Source organism: Brachybacterium sp. p3-SID1565, from assembly GCF_025143785.1.
Lineage (GTDB): Bacteria > Actinomycetota > Actinomycetes > Actinomycetales > Dermabacteraceae > Brachybacterium > Brachybacterium epidermidis.
Window position 1 is genome coordinate 1 of the sequence record NZ_JAMBDS010000057.1, and the last position, 17,887, is coordinate 17,887.

Annotated in this window: 18 protein-coding genes and 1 pseudogene; 10 read left to right on the forward strand and 9 right to left on the reverse strand. The window is 66.6% G+C overall.

Going from position 1 to position 17,887, the window contains the following annotated elements; translation table 11 throughout:
* Positions 1 to 11 precede the first annotated feature (11 nt).
* The 5 genes and pseudogenes from M4D54_RS11865 to M4D54_RS11885 all read right to left on the reverse strand — a co-directional run bounded on the left by M4D54_RS11865 (position 12) and on the right by M4D54_RS11885 (position 4,832).
* Complete coding sequence (locus M4D54_RS11865; protein WP_193866792.1) at positions 12 to 1,187, reverse strand: Mur ligase family protein; 1,176 nt, start codon at positions 1,185 to 1,187, stop codon at positions 12 to 14.
* A gap of 181 nt (positions 1,188 to 1,368) precedes the next feature.
* Complete coding sequence (locus tag M4D54_RS11870; protein WP_228020113.1) at positions 1,369 to 2,505, reverse strand: S1C family serine protease; 1,137 nt, start codon at positions 2,503 to 2,505, stop codon at positions 1,369 to 1,371.
* A 184-nt stretch (positions 2,506 to 2,689) separates the two neighbouring features.
* Positions 2,690 to 3,451, reverse strand: coding sequence for a 3-oxoacyl-ACP reductase FabG (gene fabG / locus M4D54_RS11875; protein WP_259891743.1), 762 nt, complete (start codon positions 3,449 to 3,451; stop codon positions 2,690 to 2,692).
* Between the two features lie 558 nt (positions 3,452 to 4,009).
* Positions 4,010 to 4,440: pseudogene (locus tag M4D54_RS11880) on the reverse strand (arsenate reductase ArsC).
* 26 nt (positions 4,441 to 4,466) lie between these two features.
* On the reverse strand, positions 4,467 to 4,832 hold the full coding sequence (locus tag M4D54_RS11885) for a helix-turn-helix transcriptional regulator (protein ID WP_259891749.1): 366 nt from the start codon (positions 4,830 to 4,832) through the stop codon (positions 4,467 to 4,469).
* Between the two features lie 81 nt (positions 4,833 to 4,913).
* Here M4D54_RS11885 and arsB point away from each other — a divergent pair, with 81 nt between their 5' ends.
* Together arsB and M4D54_RS11895 are read left to right on the forward strand one after the other, a co-directional pair.
* Positions 4,914 to 6,005 (forward strand): ACR3 family arsenite efflux transporter, encoded by a 1,092-nt coding sequence (gene arsB, locus M4D54_RS11890; RefSeq protein ID WP_311199706.1) that lies wholly within the window; start codon positions 4,914 to 4,916, stop codon positions 6,003 to 6,005.
* 23 nt (positions 6,006 to 6,028) lie between these two features.
* Entirely contained in the window at positions 6,029 to 6,457 is a 429-nt protein-coding gene (locus M4D54_RS11895) for a low molecular weight phosphatase family protein (RefSeq protein WP_259891751.1), read from the forward strand.
* Positions 6,458 to 7,176: 719 nt separating this feature from the next.
* Here M4D54_RS11895 and nrdF read toward each other — a convergent pair.
* Complete coding sequence (gene nrdF / locus M4D54_RS11900; RefSeq protein WP_193866802.1) at positions 7,177 to 8,187, reverse strand: class 1b ribonucleoside-diphosphate reductase subunit beta; 1,011 nt, start codon at positions 8,185 to 8,187, stop codon at positions 7,177 to 7,179.
* A complete protein-coding gene (gene nrdI, locus M4D54_RS11905; RefSeq protein ID WP_106505696.1) occupies positions 8,184 to 8,693 on the reverse strand; it encodes a class Ib ribonucleoside-diphosphate reductase assembly flavoprotein NrdI in 510 nt (169 codons plus the stop codon). The genes nrdF and nrdI overlap by 4 nt, the downstream gene beginning before the upstream one ends.
* A gap of 217 nt (positions 8,694 to 8,910) precedes the next feature.
* Here nrdI and M4D54_RS11910 point away from each other — a divergent pair, with 217 nt between their 5' ends.
* The 3 genes from M4D54_RS11910 to M4D54_RS11920 are packed head-to-tail and all read left to right on the forward strand — an operon-like array spanning position 8,911 to position 11,479.
* Complete coding sequence (locus M4D54_RS11910) at positions 8,911 to 9,840, forward strand: metal ABC transporter substrate-binding protein (RefSeq protein WP_228020117.1); 930 nt, start codon at positions 8,911 to 8,913, stop codon at positions 9,838 to 9,840.
* Complete coding sequence (locus M4D54_RS11915; RefSeq protein ID WP_102237453.1) at positions 9,837 to 10,580, forward strand: metal ABC transporter ATP-binding protein; 744 nt, start codon at positions 9,837 to 9,839, stop codon at positions 10,578 to 10,580. The genes M4D54_RS11910 and M4D54_RS11915 overlap by 4 nt, the downstream gene beginning before the upstream one ends.
* Positions 10,577 to 11,479, forward strand: a complete 903-nt coding sequence (locus M4D54_RS11920) for a metal ABC transporter permease (protein ID WP_193866803.1) — start codon at positions 10,577 to 10,579, stop codon at positions 11,477 to 11,479. Before M4D54_RS11915 ends, M4D54_RS11920 begins: the two co-directional genes overlap by 4 nt.
* On the opposite strand, the gene M4D54_RS11925 is transcribed toward M4D54_RS11920, so the two are convergent.
* Positions 11,455 to 12,135, reverse strand: a complete 681-nt coding sequence (locus M4D54_RS11925; protein ID WP_102237455.1) for a metal-dependent transcriptional regulator — start codon at positions 12,133 to 12,135, stop codon at positions 11,455 to 11,457. The two genes, M4D54_RS11920 and M4D54_RS11925, sit on opposite strands and share 25 nt — an antisense overlap.
* Before the next feature lie 250 nt (positions 12,136 to 12,385).
* On the opposite strand from M4D54_RS11925, the gene M4D54_RS11930 reads away from it, so the two are divergent.
* The 3 genes from M4D54_RS11930 to M4D54_RS11940 all read left to right on the forward strand — a co-directional run bounded on the left by M4D54_RS11930 (position 12,386) and on the right by M4D54_RS11940 (position 15,674).
* Entirely contained in the window at positions 12,386 to 12,745 is a 360-nt protein-coding gene (locus M4D54_RS11930) for a helix-turn-helix transcriptional regulator (RefSeq protein ID WP_006590980.1), read from the forward strand.
* On the forward strand, positions 12,742 to 13,344 hold the full coding sequence (locus tag M4D54_RS11935) for a cadmium resistance transporter (protein WP_193866805.1): 603 nt from the start codon (positions 12,742 to 12,744) through the stop codon (positions 13,342 to 13,344). Before M4D54_RS11930 ends, M4D54_RS11935 begins: the two co-directional genes overlap by 4 nt.
* A gap of 371 nt (positions 13,345 to 13,715) precedes the next feature.
* Entirely contained in the window at positions 13,716 to 15,674 is a 1,959-nt protein-coding gene (locus M4D54_RS11940) for a cytochrome c oxidase assembly protein (protein ID WP_193866806.1), read from the forward strand.
* Between the two features lie 62 nt (positions 15,675 to 15,736).
* Here the strand turns inward: M4D54_RS11940 and M4D54_RS11945 are convergent, their stop codons facing one another.
* Positions 15,737 to 16,348, reverse strand: coding sequence for a copper resistance CopC family protein (locus M4D54_RS11945; RefSeq protein WP_259792771.1), 612 nt, complete (start codon positions 16,346 to 16,348; stop codon positions 15,737 to 15,739).
* 220 nt (positions 16,349 to 16,568) lie between these two features.
* Between M4D54_RS11945 and M4D54_RS11950 the strand changes: the two genes are divergently transcribed.
* Together M4D54_RS11950 and M4D54_RS11955 are read left to right on the forward strand one after the other, a co-directional pair.
* On the forward strand, positions 16,569 to 16,943 hold the full coding sequence (locus tag M4D54_RS11950) for a helix-turn-helix transcriptional regulator (RefSeq protein ID WP_193866965.1): 375 nt from the start codon (positions 16,569 to 16,571) through the stop codon (positions 16,941 to 16,943).
* On the forward strand, positions 16,943 to 17,875 hold the full coding sequence (locus M4D54_RS11955) for a cation diffusion facilitator family transporter (RefSeq protein WP_193866966.1): 933 nt from the start codon (positions 16,943 to 16,945) through the stop codon (positions 17,873 to 17,875). The genes M4D54_RS11950 and M4D54_RS11955 overlap by 1 nt, the downstream gene beginning before the upstream one ends.
* The last annotated feature ends 12 nt before the right edge of the window (positions 17,876 to 17,887 follow it).

Here is a 17,887-nt window from a genome sequence, read left to right on the forward strand (position 1 = left end):
CGCTCTCGCATTCAGCGGGCCGCCATGGCCTGGCGGATGACCTCTCGGTCATCATGCGGGATGCGTCCAGTGCCCACCAGCTGCACCGTCTCATCACCCTTGCCTGCCACAAGCACAGTGTCGCCGGGTCGAGCCATCTCCAGCGCGGCGAGGATCACATCCGTGCGGCGCGGGATCTCGATGCAGTCCGGGCATCCCTTGCGCACCTCGGCCCGTATGCGCTGCGGAGGCTCGCGCCGGGGGTTGTCGTCGTTCAGCACCACCAGGTCGGCCAGGTGCGCGGCGATCGCTCCCATCTCCTGTCGCTTGCCGCGATCCCTCTCACCGCCCGCGCCGAACACGACCAGCACTCGCCCCGGGGTGCGCTCGCGCACTGCGGTCAGCGCAGTGCGCAGGGCTCCGGGATTGTGGGCGGTGTCCACCATGGCGGTGATTCCGTCGCACTGGGTAATGATCTCGAGTCTGCCCGGCGGCGGGGCCACCTGTTCCAGGCCTGCCACGACCGCTTCGGGTGACCCGCCGGCTGCGATCACGGCGGTGGCGGCCAGCAGCAGGTTCGTCACTGCGATCGAGTGCACCGTGGGAAGCGTGACCGGGTAGGGGTCCTCGCCCAGATGGAGCTTTCCGCTGAGGTGTCCATCGGTTTCGTGAGCGTCGGTGAGTCGCACGTGCCCGCCCTCTCCCACTTCCACGACCCGGGCGCCGCGACGCCTCGCGGCCTCGCGCACCATGTCGCCGCGCACACAGTCCGTGGCCAGCACGGCTGTCCCGTCGGGACGCAGATGCCTCTCGAACAGTGACAGCTTGGCGGCCCAGTAGCCGTCGACGCCCCCGTGCACGTCGAGGTGATCCCGTTCCAGGCCCGTGCACACGGCGGTATCCACTTCGACGTGCTCGAACAGGCCGTCCGCCAGGATTCCGACGAAGGCTTCCAGGGAGATCGCCTGGGCACCGCGGCGCACCTGGTAGTCGATCAGCTCCGGCAGGTAGGCGGGCGAGCGCCGCACCTTCGCCTCGTGCAGCACACCGTCGACGTCGGTGATGCCGGTGGAGTCGTACCCGGCGGCACTCCACCCGGCTGCCCGCATCAGCTGCAAGGTGGCCGTACCGACGCTGGTCTTCCCGTTGGTGCCGGTGACCGCGGAGATCAACGGGCGCCCCGCAGGCACGCTGACAGGCTGGATCATGGTGCTACTCCCCCGAGCAGGCTGCCCCCGCGGGCCGCGACTGCCTCCATCACAGCACGGGCACCGGATCATCGGCGTCCTCCCCTCGGCGATTACCGAAGCGTAATCCCGAGCGAGCACGACACGACGGGTGACCGTGCATCGTCAGCTCCGCCGCCGAGTCACCCGCGACGCCCACTGCTCAGGGCCGCGCGGCGAGGGTGACGGTGACCTCCTGGGCCTCACCGTCGCGGACGATGTCGAGGGTGACCTCGGTGCCCACCGGCCGTTCACGGATCTGCGCGATCAGCGAGAGGGCGGAGTCCACGGCCTCGTCGTCGATCGCGAGGATGCCATCGCCCTCCTGCAGGCCGGCCTGCGCTGCGGGGCCGTCGGGTGCCACGTTCGCGACACCTGCGGCCCACCGCTGGGCCCCGTCGACCTCGACGATCACGTCGCCCACACCCACGCCCAGGTAGGCGTGCTGGACGGTGCCGGTCTCCAGGATCTGGTCAACCACGGACCGCATCTGCCGTGAGGTGATCGCGAAGCCGATGCCGATGTTGCCGGATTCGGGGCCGAGTGCGGCGATCGAGGAGTTGATGCCCACCAGCTGGCCGTTCGCGTCGACCAGGGCGCCCCCGGAGTTGCCGGGGTTGATCGCGGCGCTGGTCTGGATGGCGTTGGTGACCACGGGCTCCTGCGCCCCCGACGCCGACGGTTCAGCGCTGCCAGCCGTCACGGGACGATCCAGCGCGCTGACGATGCCGGTGGTGACCGTGCCGGACAGTCCCAGCGGGTTGCCCACGGCCATCACGGGCTCACCGACCACCAGCTCGTCGGAATCGGCGACCTCGATCGGGGTCAGGTCTGCGGGAGCATCGGCGATCTCCAGGACCGCGAGGTCACTGGCCTGATCGCTGCCCAGCACGGACGCCTCGAAGACCCGCTCGTCAGCGAGCGTCACCAGGATCTGCCCACCCTCGGTGGCCCCGGCGATGACGTGGTGGTTGGTGACCACGTGGCCCTGCTCGTCGATGATCACGCCGGATCCGGCGCCACCGCCCTGCGAGGTGCGCACCGAGATCGAGACCACGCTCGGTGCGACCTGCGCTGCCGTGGCAGACCAGTCCCCGCCCGCCGATGCCGCGACGGCAGCCGGCTCAGAGGCCGGTTCGGAAGCGGAGGAGGCAGGCGATGCGTCCGGGGCAGCGGGACCGGTGTCCGCGCCTGTGCACCCCGCCAATGCCAGGGCCACACAGGATGCCAGGACCACTGGTGCAGCGGTGCCTCTCACCCGTCGGATCGTCCTGATCGTGCTCGGCCGCGTGATCCTCATCCCTGATCTACCCCTATCATGGACAGCGCAGCGGCGCACGATGCGCCGCGACGGCGAAAGAGGTGGACCGCCGGCGCCTCTTCGCAAGACACCGGCGATCTCCCCCTACGGGAAGCATCCCACCGCATAGTCTCTGCCAACTGGAAGGGATGCGAAAGACTCCTGGAGGCCGACGGCGAACGGCTCAGATCTCCTCGAGTGCCTCCGGGGTCTCCGGCAGGATCTGTCCGCCATCGACCACGATGCCCTGCCCGGTGATGTACCGGGCGCCGTCCGAGGCGAGGAAGGCGACGGTCGCACCGATGTCCTCCGGCTCACCAAGGTAGCCGGCAGGCACGGACCGTGCCATCTGGTCCAAGTACTCCTGCCCCAGCTCCTTCAGCCCCGGGGTCAGGATGTTGCCGGGCAGCACAGCATTGATCGTGATGCCCCTGCGTGCCAGTTCGATCGCGGCGGAGCGCACAAACCCCATCTGCGCGGCCTTGGTGGCCCCGTAGTGGGACCACGCCGGAAAGCCCGTGTAGTTGCCGGTGATCGAACTGGTCACCACGATGCGACCGCGCCCCGATGCCTCCAGTGCGGGGATCGCCGCCTGGACGGCGTGAATGGTGCCCTTGACGTTGATGTCGAAGATCAGATCGATGTCCTCGTCGGTCATCGCCTCGATGCGGGCCTGCGGGTACACCCCTGCGTTGGAGGCCAGCACGGAGAGTCCTCCGAGCTCGTCGGCCGCTCGGGCGATCACCTCGTCGCACGCCGCGCGATCACGCACGTCGAGCACGTAGGCGGTGAAGCCGTCCTCCCTTGCCTGGGAGCATTCGTCCTCGGTGAGGCCGGTGACGATGACCTGGGCGCCATGGTCGCGGAGCTGGCGTGCGATGCCTGCGCCGATGCCGACGGTCCCTCCGGTCACCAGGGCGGTGCGGGAATCAAGCAGTGCGGTCACGGAGATCCACTCCTCGGTCGAGATCAGAGTCCTGGCTCGCCGACCGTGGTTCGACGGCCGCTTCCACTGTAGTTCGGTAAGCGGGCACCGGGCCGGGACGTGCGCGGGGCCCCGGAGCAGGTCAGCGCTGCAGGACGGCTGGCCGGTGCATTGAGGCACCGCCGCGCAGGATCAGCTAGTTCGAATCCTCAGGCGCTGACGCGCCGGTGTCGCATCAACGTCACCCCGGGAATGCCACCACGCTTAGAGACGCACGCAACCGACACCTGATCGTGCATCAGTCCCTTTCAGCGCGAAGAACCGAAACGCGATCTCGGCTCTGACCTGCGGTAGGCCCGGAGGGGACCGACCCTCGACCCGCGGATTGAAAGTCCGCCAGAGCACCGGCCGCAGAGCGTGTACAAGCAGGTCAGAGGGCTCGTACTGCTACCCGAAGCGCGACGGACACCACCGCGTCGCTGTCAGCGCTGCTGTCAAGAGGTGTTCGAGACGAGTCGGCATCTGTTCCTTGGGGACGGTGTCTCCAGAAGCCCCAGTCACACGTGCGCTCGGCTTTCCTCAACCTTGGACTGGAATATCGAGTGGCTCGCGGGACAGCAAGCTGCCGATGAGCTCCTCGATGCGGGTACGGATCTCGTCGCGCACCGGACGGACTTCCGCCACGCCCTTGCCGGCTGGGTCCTCGAGTCTCCAGTCCTCGTACCGCTTGCCGGCGTAGTAGGGGCAGGCGTCGCCGCATCCCATGGTGATGACCACATCGGAGGCCTGGACGGATTCGGGGGTGAGGATCTTCGGCTTCTAGTGGAGATCTCGATGCCAGCCTCCGCCATGGCCTCCACCGCTGCGGGGTTGATCGAGTCGGCGAGCGCAGACCCGGCGGAGCGGACCTCGATGCGGTCCCCGGCGAGCTCCCACAGCCACCCGGCTGCCATCTGGGATCGACCGGCGTTGTGGACACAGACGAACAAGACGCTGGCGCGAGCGGTCATGGGAGCCTCCCGACCGGGGGTGAGGTTCAGGCGATGTCGAGGAACGCGCGGAGTTCGGCAAAGGCGGACGGGACGACGGAGTAGTGGGCCCAGCGGCCCTTCTGCTCGCGCGTGAGCAGGCCGGCGTCGACGAGCTTCTTCATGTGGTGGCTGACGGTGGGCTGACTGACGCCGAGCGGCTCGGTGAGATCGCATGCGCAGACCGACTCGCAGCCCTGGGCGGCGACGTGGGAGAGGAGTCGGAGCCGCGTGGGGTCGGACAGCGCCTTGAACAGGGAGGCGATCCTCTCGGCGTCGACGGTGTCGACCGGGCCTGCGGACAGCGAGCAGCACTCGTCAGAGTCGGTCCTCAGCGCGAATCCGGTGGCTGTGGCGTCGGTCGTCGTGGACATGCCCTCACCTTACATTGACAGTCATCGATGTGGGGCATAGCGTACGCATCGATAACCGTCGATGGAAGGAACATGGCCCTGATGAGTACGACCACCAAGGACGTGGAGCAGCCCCGCGTAATGGAGGAGATGTCCTTCCTCGATCGCTGGCTCCCGGCATGGATCCTGGCCGCCATGGCCGTGGGGCTCCTCCTGGGGCGGTTCGTCCCCGGCCTGAACACCGCCCTGGAGGCGGTAAAGATCGGATCCGTGTCCCTCCCCATCGCGATCGGACTGCTGGTGATGATGTACCCGGTCCTGGCGAAGGTCCGCTACGACGAGACCCGCAGAATCGGAGCTGACCGACGCCTGCTGGTGACCTCCCTGGTGCTGAACTGGCTCGTCGGACCGGCACTCATGTTCGGCCTCGCGTGGATCTTCCTTGCCGACCTGCCGGAGTACCGGACCGGCCTGATCATCGTGGGCCTCGCGCGCTGCATCGCGATGGTGCTCATCTGGAACGACCTCGCCTGCGGCGACCGCGAAGCTGCCGCCGTGCTGGTCGCGATCAACTCCGTCTTCCAGGTGATCGCCTTCGGTGCCCTGGGCTGGTTCTACCTCCAGGCGCTGCCGTCGTGGCTAGGGCTGCCGACCACGTCGGCCGAATTCTCGATCGGCGCGATCGTCCTCAGCGTGCTGATCTTCCTCGGGATCCCCCTGGTCGCCGGCTTCCTGACCCGCATCCTCGGGGAGAAGGCGAAGGGTCGGGCCTGGTACGAGGAGCGGTTCCTCCCGAAGATCGGCCCGTGGGCGCTGTACGGGCTGCTTTTCACCATCGTGCTGCTGTTCGCTCTCCAAGGCGACGCGATCCTCTCCGCCCCGGGAGACGTGGCCCGCATCGCTCTGCCGCTGCTGGTCTACTTCGTGGTCATGTTTCTGGGGTCCTTCCTGCTCGGACGGGCGATCGGCCTGAATTACGCCAAGTCCACGACCGTCGCGTTCACCGCCTCGGGCAACAACTTCGAGCTCGCCATCGCCGTCGCCATCGGCACCTTCGGCGTCACCTCCGGCCAGGCCCTCGCCGGTGTCGTCGGCCCCCTGATCGAGGTCCCGGTCCTCGTCGCCCTCGTCTACGTCGCCCTCGCGATGGGCCGCCGGCTCTTCCCCGGCGACGCGACCGTTCCCACCCGATGAACCAGCAGAGAGGTCGAGTCATCATGACCGCGAAACGCCCCGCAGTCCTGTTCGTGTGCGTGAAGAACGGCGGTAAGTCACAGATGGCGGCCGCCCTCATGCGCCATCACGCCGGAGATGCCGTCGAGGTGCACTCCGCCGGCACCCGCCCCGGCACCGCCATCAATGCCCAGTCCGCGGAGGCGATCGCCGAGGTCGGCGCGGACATGTCCTGCGCTGTCCCGCAGCCGGTGACCCCCGAGCTGCTGCGCAGCGTCGATCACGTGATCGTCATCGGCGGCGAAGCCGTCATTGAACCCGTTGAGGGAATGACCGCGCCGGTCACCACCTGGCACACCGATGAGCCCTCCCAGCGGGGCATCGAAGGGATGGAGCGCATGCGCCTGGTGCGAGACGACATCGACGCCCACGTCCGCGCACTGATGAACGACCTCGCCCCTACCGCGAACTGACGGCGTCCGCAGCGACACGGCCCGACCTCGCCACCGCATCGAACTCGCCTCCCTGGTCGTCATCGGCACTGGCCCCATCGGCCCGGCCGCTGCCGCCCACCTCTGAGAACGCGGCGCTCGGCTCCTTGCCCCGGATGCCGGACCCGTCAATAGAGCGGCGCCTACCAGCGCCTCCGCCTGGGCACTCGCGCAGGGGAGACCGCGCTTCAACACCGATGGGTCGCCGACATGGTTCTCGCACCGTGTACACCCTGCTCGTCCTGCGGACGCAGCCGGCAGGCACTCCCCGCCATACGGGCCGGGTGTGCGACCAAGTTCCCGTCGACTCCCCACAGGACGCAGCCATGTCGCCGACGACAGGCTTCGACCAGGGTGGGCCCGGAGGGGATCGACCCCTCGACCCGCGGATTAAAAGTCCGTCTGGACACGCGCGAACGACCACGTTTTCACAGGTCATGGCCCCGGCGCGACTCGAGCGAACCGACCAGACACCAGCGCGTTGCTGTCAGCACTGCTGTCAGATCCGCAGCGGCCTCTATGTGCAGACAGTTCACACTGGCGCACTATCTGAGTGCGAGTGGCCAGGCGAGCCGTTGCGGCAGACCTGCGGACGGGTTCAGGTCTGTCGCAGCACGGTCTGCGCTGAGTGCTTGCCCCGGGTCGTAGCGATCCGGGGCATGCGCGGTACCGCTTCGCGTCCGACAGGTGAGTCTGCGTGCCTAGAAGTCCCAGTCGTCGTCGCTGGTGTGCTCGGCCTTGCCGATGATGTACGACGATCCGCTTCCGCTGAAGAAGTCGTGGTTCTCGTCGGCGCTGGGGGCGAGGGCGGCGAGGATCTCTGGGCTGACTGACGTCTCCTCGGCGGTGAACCGTGCCGGGTAGCCGAGGTTCATGAGGGATTTGTTCGCGTTGTAGCGCACGAAGGCGGCGACGTCGCCCATCAGGCCGAGGGGTTCGTAGAGCTCGCCTGAGTAGTCGAGCTCGAGGTCGTAGAGCTCTTCGAGCAGGGTGTACGTGAACTCCTTCATCTCGTCGCGGCGGTTGGGGTGAGCATCGAGGCCGCGCTGGTACTTGTAGCCCGAGTAGTAGCCGTGCACGGCCTTGTCGCGCAGGATGAGTCGGATCATGTCGGCGGTGTTGGTCAGGGTGGCGTGCACGGAGAAGTGCAGCGGCAGGTAGAAGCCGGCGTAGAGCAGAAGGCTGGAGAGCAGGGTGGAGGACACCTTCCGCTTTAACGGGTCGGGCCCGTAGTAGTACTGGAGCACCTTCTTGCATCGCGCTTGAAGCAGGTCGTTTCCGATCGCCCAGCGGTAGGCCTCATCGATCTCTCGGGTACTGGTCAGGGTCGAGAACACCGAGGAGTACGAGCGGGCGTGGACGGACTGCATGAAGGCGATGTTGGTGTAGACGGCTTCCTCGTGCTCTGTGCGGGCGTCCTGGATCTGGCAGATCTCCCCGACGGTGGCCTGCACGGTGTCGAGCATGGTAAGGCCGGTGAAGACTCGCATGGTGAGGGTTCGTTCATGGGGCGCGAGTGCTTGCCAGGCCTGGTGGTCGTTGGACAGGGGCACCTTCTCGGGCAGCCAGAAGTTCGCGGTCAGGCGGTTCCAGATCTCGAGGTCCTTCTCGTCGCTCACGCGGTTCCAGTTGATCGGACGCAGCGGTGCGCTGGGGTCGTGTCGGTATGCTGGAGGGGTGATGGAGCCTTCTACGGCTGTTGTGGCGGTCATGCTGTTCTCCTCTGTTCGTTGTTCTTGTCGTTCGTCGTGGCTGTCCGTTGCCAGAACAGGTCGAGCCCTTCGTTCACGCACTCAATATCGCGCTGGGTGCCCAGGAGTTCGAAGCGATAGAGCTCTGGGACACCGCACTTTCGGGAGATGACTGGGCCGGCGAGGCAGTAGTGCTCGCCGAAGTTGGTGTTGCCTGCGGTGATCACCCCGCGCAGCAGCGCACGGTTGGCGGGATCGTTGAGGAAGGCGATGACCTGCTTCGGCACGGCCCCGGCCTGCTCGCCGCCGCCGTAGGTGGGGACCACCAGAACGAAGGGGCGGCACACGCGGACCATCCCCTCGACACGGGGGCGGAGCGGGATCCGCACCGCAGGCCGCCCCAGCCTCTCCACGAAGCGCAGCGTGTTCTCGGAGACGCTGGAGAAGAACACGAGATCTGCTGACTCCTGTGGCGTCAGGTCACGTGTTCCGAGTCCCGGTGCTGCGCGCTCGATGCCTGCCGTCATCGATCCCTCCTTCGTCGTCGTCCCATCCGACTGACCTCGAACTACTAGATGTTGGGTCTGCACTCCGCGGGGGTGACACATGTAGTGATATCAGTCCTGGCAGCCCTCGACCATACGCCACGCCGGGTTTGTAACTTCGGCATACCGAACCATACGATTTGAGGGTCCGGAAGTGGCCACGCCTGTGGCCGTGAACGAAGAGAGGTCGCCGATGCACATGCGAGGACGATGGAAGGCTGCGCTCGGCGCAGTCGTTGCGAGTGCGGCGCTGGTGCTCACCGGCTGCTCCGCTGGAGCCAGGCCGGATGCTGCCGACGACGGAGAGAAGCCGGTGGTGTTGACGACGTTCACCGTGCTGGAGGACATCGCGGAGAATGTTGCGGGCGACCACCTCGTGGTCGAGTCGATCACGAAGCCTGGCGCGGAGATCCACGGGTACGAGCCGACGCCGGGAGACATCCGGAAGGCCTCGGATGCCGACCTGATCCTGGACAACGGCTTGAACCTGGAGGTGTGGTTCGGCCAGTTCGTCGAGGAAGTCGATGTGCCTCATGTCGTGGTCTCGGAGGGGATCGATCCCATCGACATCGCGGGGGACGCCTACGCGGGCAAGCCCAACCCGCACGCCTGGATGAGCCCGAAGAACGTGCAGGTGTACGTCGACAACATGGTCGCGGCGTTCAGCGATCTCGACCCGGAACACGCTGAGGACTACGAGAGGAACGGGGAGACCTACAAGCAGCAGCTCCAGCAGGTCCAAGATGACCTGACGGGCGAGCTCGAAAGTCTTCCGACCAGCCAGAGAGCGCTGGTGACCTGCGAGGGCGCATTCTCCTACCTCGCCCGAGATGCCGGGCTGACCGAGAAGTACATCTGGCCCGTCAACGCCGAGCAGCAGGCGACCCCGCAGCAGATCACCTCCGCGATCGAGTTCGTCGACGAGAACGAGGTCCCCGCCGTGTTCTGCGAGTCGACGGTCTCCGACGACCCCATGCAGCAGGTTGTGGGTGCTACGAATGCACGCTTCGGAGGAACGCTGTTCGTGGACTCGCTCTCCGAGGAAGGCGGCCCGGTGCCCACGTACCTGGATCTGATCCGCCACGATGCGGACACCATCGCTGCGGGACTCACCGGAGAGGACTCATGACGACAGCGGCGATCGATGTCAAAGGTGTCACCGTCCGCTACGGCGATGTACTCGCCCTCGACGACGTATCTGTTGCGGTGCGGGCGGGTGCGGTGACGGGGTTGATCGGAATGAACGGCTCCGGGAAGTCCACCTTGTTCAAGGCGATCACCGGCATGGTCCGGCCTGACGCAGGCAGCGTCCTGCTGAATGGCGCGCAGCCGGCGCCGGCCAGGCGGCGAGGACTCGTCGGCTACGTCCCCCAGAGCGAGGACGTCGACTGGGCTTTCCCCGTCTCTGTCCGAGACGTCGTGATGATGGGAAGGTACGGCCACCAGGGCGCCACGCGCCGAGTTCGGCCCGCTGACCGCATCGCTGTGGACGAAGCCTTGGAGAGGGTGGAGCTCACGGAGTACGCCGATCGACAGATCGGCCAGCTCTCCGGCGGGCAGAAGAAGCGCGCCTTCGTCGCCCGCGGGATCGCCCAGGACGCACGGATCATGCTGCTGGATGAGCCCTTCGCCGGCGTGGACAAGCGCAGCGAAGCCACCATCGTCGATCTTCTCCGCGCACTCGCTGACGACGGCCGTACCGTCCTGGTCTCCACCCACGACCTCCATGCTCTGCCGCAGCTCGCCGACGACGCCGTGCTGCTGCTGCGAACCATCCTCTTCCACGGCCCGGTGAAAGAGGCCCTCACACCCGAGAGGCTCGCTCTCGCCTTCGGCCTGGACGTTCTGCAGCAGGAGGGTGCCGCATGACCCCGCTCGACTGGCTCCTCGAGCCGCTCTCCTACGACTTCATGACCCGTGCGCTCGTCACGACCGTGATCGCTGCCGTGGTGTGCGCACTGCTGTCGTGCTGGCTGGTGCTCATCGGCTGGTCGCTCATGGGGGACGCCGTCTCTCACGCCGTCCTCCCCGGAGTCGTCATTGCCTACATCCTCGGTGTCCCGTTCGCCATCGGCGCGGTCGTCTTCGGGTTCCTGGCGGTCGGCATGATCGGGCTCGTCCGCGGGACGAGCCGCGTGAAGGAGGACGCCGCCATCGGCATCGTCTTCACCACTCTCTTCGCCCTCGGGCTGGTTCTGATCTCGGTCACACCCAGCCAGACCGACCTCAACCACATCATCTTCGGCAACATCCTCGGCGTCTCCCGCGCAGACCTCGTCCAGATCGCGATCCTGGCTACCGTGGCTCTTGTCACCCTGGTGTTCAAACGCCGCGACCTCACGCTCTACGCCTTCGACCCGACACACGCCCACGCGATCGGCCTGTCTCCCCGATTCCTCGGCGCGCTGCTGCTGGGTCTTCTGGCGCTGACCGCAGTTGCCGCTCTCCAGGTCGTGGGAGTGGTGCTCGTCGTCGCGATGCTCATCATTCCCGGAGCGACGGCCTATCTGCTCACCGACCGCTTCGGGCGGATGCTCGTGATCGCGCCGGCCCTCTCGTCACTCTGTTCCGTGGTCGGGATCTACATCAGCTACTGGGTCGACGCCTCACCCGGCGGCCTCGTCGTCCTCACCCAGGGATGCGCCTTCGCACTCGTCTACCTCATCAGTCCCAAGCACGGCCTGCTCAGCAAGAAGGTCGGAGCTCGCCGGTATCGACGCGATACGGCTCGCCGGCGTGAGGATCAGGTAGGCCCCGCAGAGACGTAGAGGGCATCTGTCGCAGAGCGTCCCAGCAACGTTGGCGAGCCCACTTCTCCAGAACGAACTTCCAGCGCATCGGAGAACGGCGCTCCCGCCGCGACCACAAGCGTGGCCCCGACTCCGATGCCCTGGGACTCGAAGAACTGCAACATCGCCGGGTCCGTGTCCGAGATCCGCTCGACCACAAACCTGCCCTCCGCTCCGACGTCGGTGAGACGCCGCGCATCAGGCACGGTCACTGTTCCGTCCGCTGCAGGGATTGGATCACCGTGCGGGTCACGCCGGGGGCGACCCAGAACGTCATCGATCCTCTCCACCATCAAGTCCGAGACGGCGTGCTCGAGCTGCTCGGCCTCCTCGTGGACCTCGTCCCACCGATACCCGAGGGTCTCCACCAGAAACGTCTCGATCAAGCGATGCCGCCGCACCATCACCAGCGCGTACGAACGACCGACCTCCGTCAACTCGACCGAGCCATACCTCGCGTGAGACAGAAGACCCTGCTCAGTCAGTTTCCGCACCGCATCCGAAGCGGACGACAGGGCAACACCGGTCCGCTGCGCGATGAGCTTCAACGTCACTGGCTCGTCACTCCACTCGGACAACCCCCAGATCGCCTTCAGATAGTTCTGGGCACTCGCAGACAGCTCATCGACGGACATGGCACGACGATAGCCTCGAAGCTTCAACTTAGCTATATAGAACTCGAGGCTTCGGCGCGCCACGGACTCACGTAGTAGGCATCGACCGTGAGGTGCGTCCCGGGCCCGCGCCTCATCCGGCACTGACGCAGAACCCTGAGAACAATGCTCAGCCGAATGAATCTCTCCCCCGGCAGTCTCCCCTTACGGGCATGAGATCTGGCCTGACGCCTGGGACGGAGTGTTCAGTGCATGCTGTATAGTTAAGTGCATGCTGACTATTGCTTCGCGTCTCGACGTGATGAACCGCCTGGGTCGCGCACTGGCCGACCCCACTCGATCCCGGATCATCCTGACCCTGCTCGACCATCCCGCTTACCCGGCGGAACTGGCCCGAGATCTGGACCTGACACGCCCGAACGTGTCCAACCACCTGGCATGCCTGCGCGATTGCGGGATCGTCGTCTCCGAGCCCGAAGGTCGCCGGACACGATATGAGATCGCCGATTCGCACCTGGCGCAGGCCCTGACGGCACTGGTCGATGCCACCCTGGCAGTGGACGAAGACGCCCCGTGCATCGACCCTGCCTGCTCGCTTCCCGGATGCGACGCAGCTGGGGAGGGCGCATGATCCTCACCTCGGTCTTACAGGCGATGGGCCTGTTCGCAGCGACCAACATCGACGACATCATCGTGCTCTCCCTCTTCTTCGCTCGAGGGGCAGGCCAGCGCGGCACCACCGCCCGCATTCTGGTCGGCCAATACCTCGGGTTCGCCGGCATCCTCGGTGCCGCGGTCCTGGTGACCATCGGCGCCGGAGCGTTCCTGCCCTCGGCAGCCATCCCGTACTTCGGCCTCATCCCTCTGGGCCTCGGCCTGTGGGCCGCGTGGCAGGCCTGGCGCGGAGACGACGACGATGACGACGACGAGGCCAAGGTCGCCGGCAAAAAGGTCGGCGTGTGGACAGTCGCAGGCGTCACCCTCGCCAACGGCGGCGACAACATCGGCGTGTACACCCCTGTCTTCCTCAGCGTGGAACCTCTCGCCGTAGTCGCCTACTGCATCGTCTTCCTCGCCCTCGTCGCGGTCCTGGTGGCCCTGGCAAAGTTCGTCGCCACTCGCCCACCGATTGCCGAAGTCCTCGAACGCTGGGAGCACATCCTCTTCCCCATCGTTCTTATCGGTCTCGGCATCGTCATCCTTGTCAGTGGCGGAGCTTTCGGCCTCTGACTCAGCTAAAGCAAACACAGGTCCCGGGCTCGATAGATCGGTCCCGGAACCTGGACCCGGGACACTTCGTCGCGTCGGCATCGTCCGAGCGGAGTCCGGATCTGAGCCCCGACGAGTTCCCACCGTTCAACGGGGAGGGCTTGCTCATGGTGAGCTCGTCTGAGTTCCAGCGCGCACCGGTCGATGGCTAGCCTGACCGGGGCTAGTGGAGTAGCTGGCGCAACAGTGAACGGGAGACTGGGCAGCATGTTGAGGATCGGTACGCGCCGGGTTGCTTCCCGTGCGGCGAACAGAGTGGCAGACAACGACGCCGAGACGGCCGCCTCGCCTGTCGGCGCAGCAGTTTCCGGGATTCGATGCGGGGCGAGCTGGTGAGCTCGATTCGCACCAGAATCCTCATCGTGGGTGCTGCGGCCCCGTGGGCTCTGCTCTGGACGGTGATCGCGGCCGCCATGGCGGGAGCACCGGTCTCGATGGAGCTCGTCGATGCCGGCCCGGTGGTGCGGTGGGGTTTGCCGATCGTCGATGCCATCGGTGATGTGGTCGGTGCCGCGACCGTGGCGTGCCTCGTGCTGGCGCTCGTCGTGCTGCCCCGCCGTGCGGAGCCGTCCGCGTCGGAGGCTGATCAGGAACACGCTGCCGTGTCTCGGTTCCATCCAGCGTACGAGCGGACGCTCGATATCGGTATGGGCCTGGGAATGGTGTGGTCAACGCTGCTGGTCGTACGGATGGTGCTTGGCTACGCTTTGGCGGCGGGCCAGGCACCCTTCTCCCCGCGGTTCGGCTCCGATCTCCTGATGTACATCACACGGCTTGAGCTCGGTCAATACCAGCTTGCCGGGGCGGTGTTCGTCGCCGCTGCCTCGACCATGCTGATCGTCGTGAGGTCCCGTACGGGGCTGCTGATCTCGCTGAGTCTGGTGTTCGCGGCGTTGGTGACGAAGTCGATGACGGGCCACGCCTCGGGGCAGACCTCCCATGAGGCGGCCACGAGCGCGATGATCGTGCACCTCGTGGCTGCCGGAGTGTGGCTGGGTGGGCTCGCGCTGCTCGTACTGGTTGCGGGCCGGCTCGGAGTACGACTGAGGGATGTCGCCGAACGGTTCAGCGTCCTGGCGCTTGCTTGTTATGGGGCGTTGGCCGCCAGCGGTATCGCCTCTGCCCTGGTCCGGCTCTCCGCGCCTCTGGACCTTGTGACCACCGCGTACGGGTGGATGCTCGTGCTGAAGACGGTGTTGCTGGTGCTGCTGGGTGGCGCTGGCTGGTGGCAGCGCCGACGGGTACTGGGCCGGCTGCGGGACTCGGATCGCCGGAGAGACTTCCTGTGGCTCGCCGCGGGGGAAGTCTTCCTGATCGCGGCGGCGACCGGACTCGCTGCCGCACTGTCGAACACGGCGCCTCCGGTGCCGGACGAGCCTGAGCCGGTCACCTCGACGGCTGAGGCGCTGACCGACTATCCACTGCCTGCTCCGCCTGAGCTGGCGACGCTGCTGACGACCTGGCGTGTGGACGTCGCCGGAATGGCACTCGCCCTCGGTCTCGCGGTCATCTACCTCTGGGTGCACCTGCGCCGCCCGTTGACGGGCACTGGCGGGCGACGCTGGCCCGTGGCCAGGACTTCGGCGTGGGTAGCGGGATGCGTGGTCATCTTTTGGGTGACGAACGGGGCACCGGGCGTGTACGCGCCGGTGCAGTTCTCCGTGCACCTGAGCCAGCACGCGCTGCTTGCTCTGGTGGCAGTGCCTCTACTGGTTGCCGGGCGTTTCGGTGATCTCGTGCGGGATCGGATCGCTCCTCGGTCGGACGGTTCGGCGGGACTGCGCGAGCTCGTCGACTGGAAGCCTCGCTCCCGTGCGGGTCGGTGGCTCGCTCACCCGGCGGTGTTGGCGCTGCTCGGCGCGGCGGGATTTGCAGCGATCTACCTGACCCCGGCGCTCGGCGCGGGGTTGCATACCGCGCCCGGCCGACTGGTCGTGCTTACTGCCGCTGTGGTGGCCGGTGCTGCTGTGTCGCTGCCATTCCAGGGTAGGGCGCTGGGTGGTGGCATGGTCGCTGGGCGGGAGCGCTGGGTGGCCCTGGTTGTGGGGGCCGGCTTTCTTGCTGGGCTGGCGCTTCTGCTGGTGCTGGCGCTCCCGGTCGTGGAGCCCGACTGGTTCGCAGTCATGGGGCGGACCTGGGGCCCCGATGCGTTCGGAGATCAAAGGCTTGGTGGCTGGGTCCTGCTTGCGCTGGTTCTGACGCTGGCAGTCCTGCACGGCGCGGTCATCTCGCGATCGCGACGGAGCAGCGAAGGACTCTCCGTAGGTCGTTCCGCCTCAGCGCGGTACTGAGCCGGGTTCTGTTGCTCGCCGCGGCGTGCCGTGATGCGTTGTCCTGATCGGGTTCGTGATGGTCAGTCGGTGTTGTCACCGGGGCTGCGGCGCAGGCGGACGATGATCGCACCGATCGCGGCGAGCAGTAGGAGCAGAGCGAGGCCGCCGAGGATCATACCGAGAGGAAGGCCGCCCTCGCTCTGTTGAGCCTCTGCCGGTTCGGCAGCGGTGTCTTCCGTGCTCGGTTCGTCCGTCCCGGCGGTCGGCTCCTCGCTCTCCTTCGGCTCCTCCGATTCGGAGTCCGCTGTGGCCGTGGGCTCGGCACCGACTGTGACGGTGAAGTCGACCGTGCCTTCGATCGGGTGGCCGTCCGAGGAGACGACACGCCACAAGACCTGATAGTCATCGGCGGGCAGCGGCGGCAGGTCGATCGTGGCCGTGTTGCCGGACACGGCGGGTGTCCCGGTGAAGATCTCCTCGCCGGCGGAGGTGGTCAGTCGCACGGCCGGAGAGAGGTTGAGAACCTCATCGCTGTAGGTGAGCTCGAGCGCCTCGGGAGCCTGCTCGAGGCTTTCGCCTGCTGCCGGGTTCGAAGAGGTCAAGGTGTCGTGCGCCGACGCCGCGGGCAACAATGCGGGCACCACCAGTGGCATCAGTACGGCGGCGAGCAGCCCGAACAGGCTGGCCAGCATGATCCGCACCGCCGTCCCGGTGGTTCCGCGAGCAGCCGTCGTGTCCGCCGTCATGAACGTCTCCTCCTCGGGTGACCCCTCGTGCGGGCCGGTTTGTCCCCATGACCGGGGCGCATCGAGTGTAGCGACGTGCCACCAGCGACCCCTTCGCTCATCTCCCAGGATCGACTCGTCCAGTCCCACCCCTTTACAGAACCCCACACGGCGATATCATCGCCATATGACGATTGATGCGATCCCGGCCGAGCCGCAGTTCGAGGTGGCAGACAGCCATGCCGCGCTCTTCCATGCTCTCGCCGAACCCACACGCTTGGCTCTCCTCCAGCACCTCTCGACCGGTGAGCACCGAGTTCGCGACCTTGTCGAGCACATGCACCTTGCCCAGTCGACCGTCAGCAAGCATCTCTCGTGCCTGCGCGACTGCGGTCTGGTCACCGCGCGTACCGAAGGCCGCGCATCCTGGTTCGCCCTCACCGATCTGCCCCGACTGAGCGACCTGCTCGAGGTGGCGGACGACCTGCTCGATACCTCCGGGACCACCCTCTCCCTGAAGAACCACCGCAACCACGAGAACCTCGAGGACGGAGACCTCTGATGAACTCAGGACACGACCACTCGCACGGCGGCAGCGGGTCGAGCACCGCCCGGACGCGACTCGCCATCGCCTTCGCCATCACCTCCGTCATCGTGCTCGCGCAAGCAGTCGGGAGTGTCGTCACCGGAAGTCTTGCCCTGCTCACGGACACGGCGCACGCCCTCGTCGACGCCTCCGGACTACTGGTCGCGCTGATCGCGGCGACCATGATGCTGCGCCCGGCCAGCAGCAGCCGGACCTGGGGTTTTGCTCGCATCGAGGTACTGGCAGCCTTGGCCCAGGCCACGCTCCTGATCGTGGTCGGGACCTACACCGCCGTTGAGGGCATCTCGCGACTGACGGATCCCCCAGAGATCGCCTCGGGAGAGCTGCTCATCTTCGGCGTGATCGGGCTGGTCGCGAACATTGCAGCGATCCTAATCTTGGCCGGAGGCAAGGATTCGAGCCTCAACATGCGTGCCGCGTTCCTCGAGGTCCTCAATGACGCCCTCGGTTCGCTCGGAGTGATCACGGCCGCGATCGTGATCCAGCTGACCGGATTCCAACAGGCCGATGCACTGGCCGGCTTGTTCATCGCCGCGCTGATCGTGCCCCGCGCGTTCCGCATCATGGCCGAGACGCTGCGGATCCTCATGGAGTACACCCCGAAGGGTGTGGATCTCGATCAGGTGCGTGAGCACATCCTTGCGCTCGACCACGTCCAGGATGTCCATGACCTGCATGCCTCGGCGATCGGGAGCAATCTGCCGATCATCTCGGCGCACGTCGTCGTCGGGGAGGAGTGCTTCGAATCGGCCCACGCATTGCGGATCCTCGAAGAGGTCCATGTCTGCGTCAGGACGCACTTCCCGATAGCGTTCGAGCACGCCACGATCCAGCTGGAGAGCCCGTCCGTGCATCGAGGCGAATCCGAGCGCACCCTGCACACGTAGCCTGCACCGATC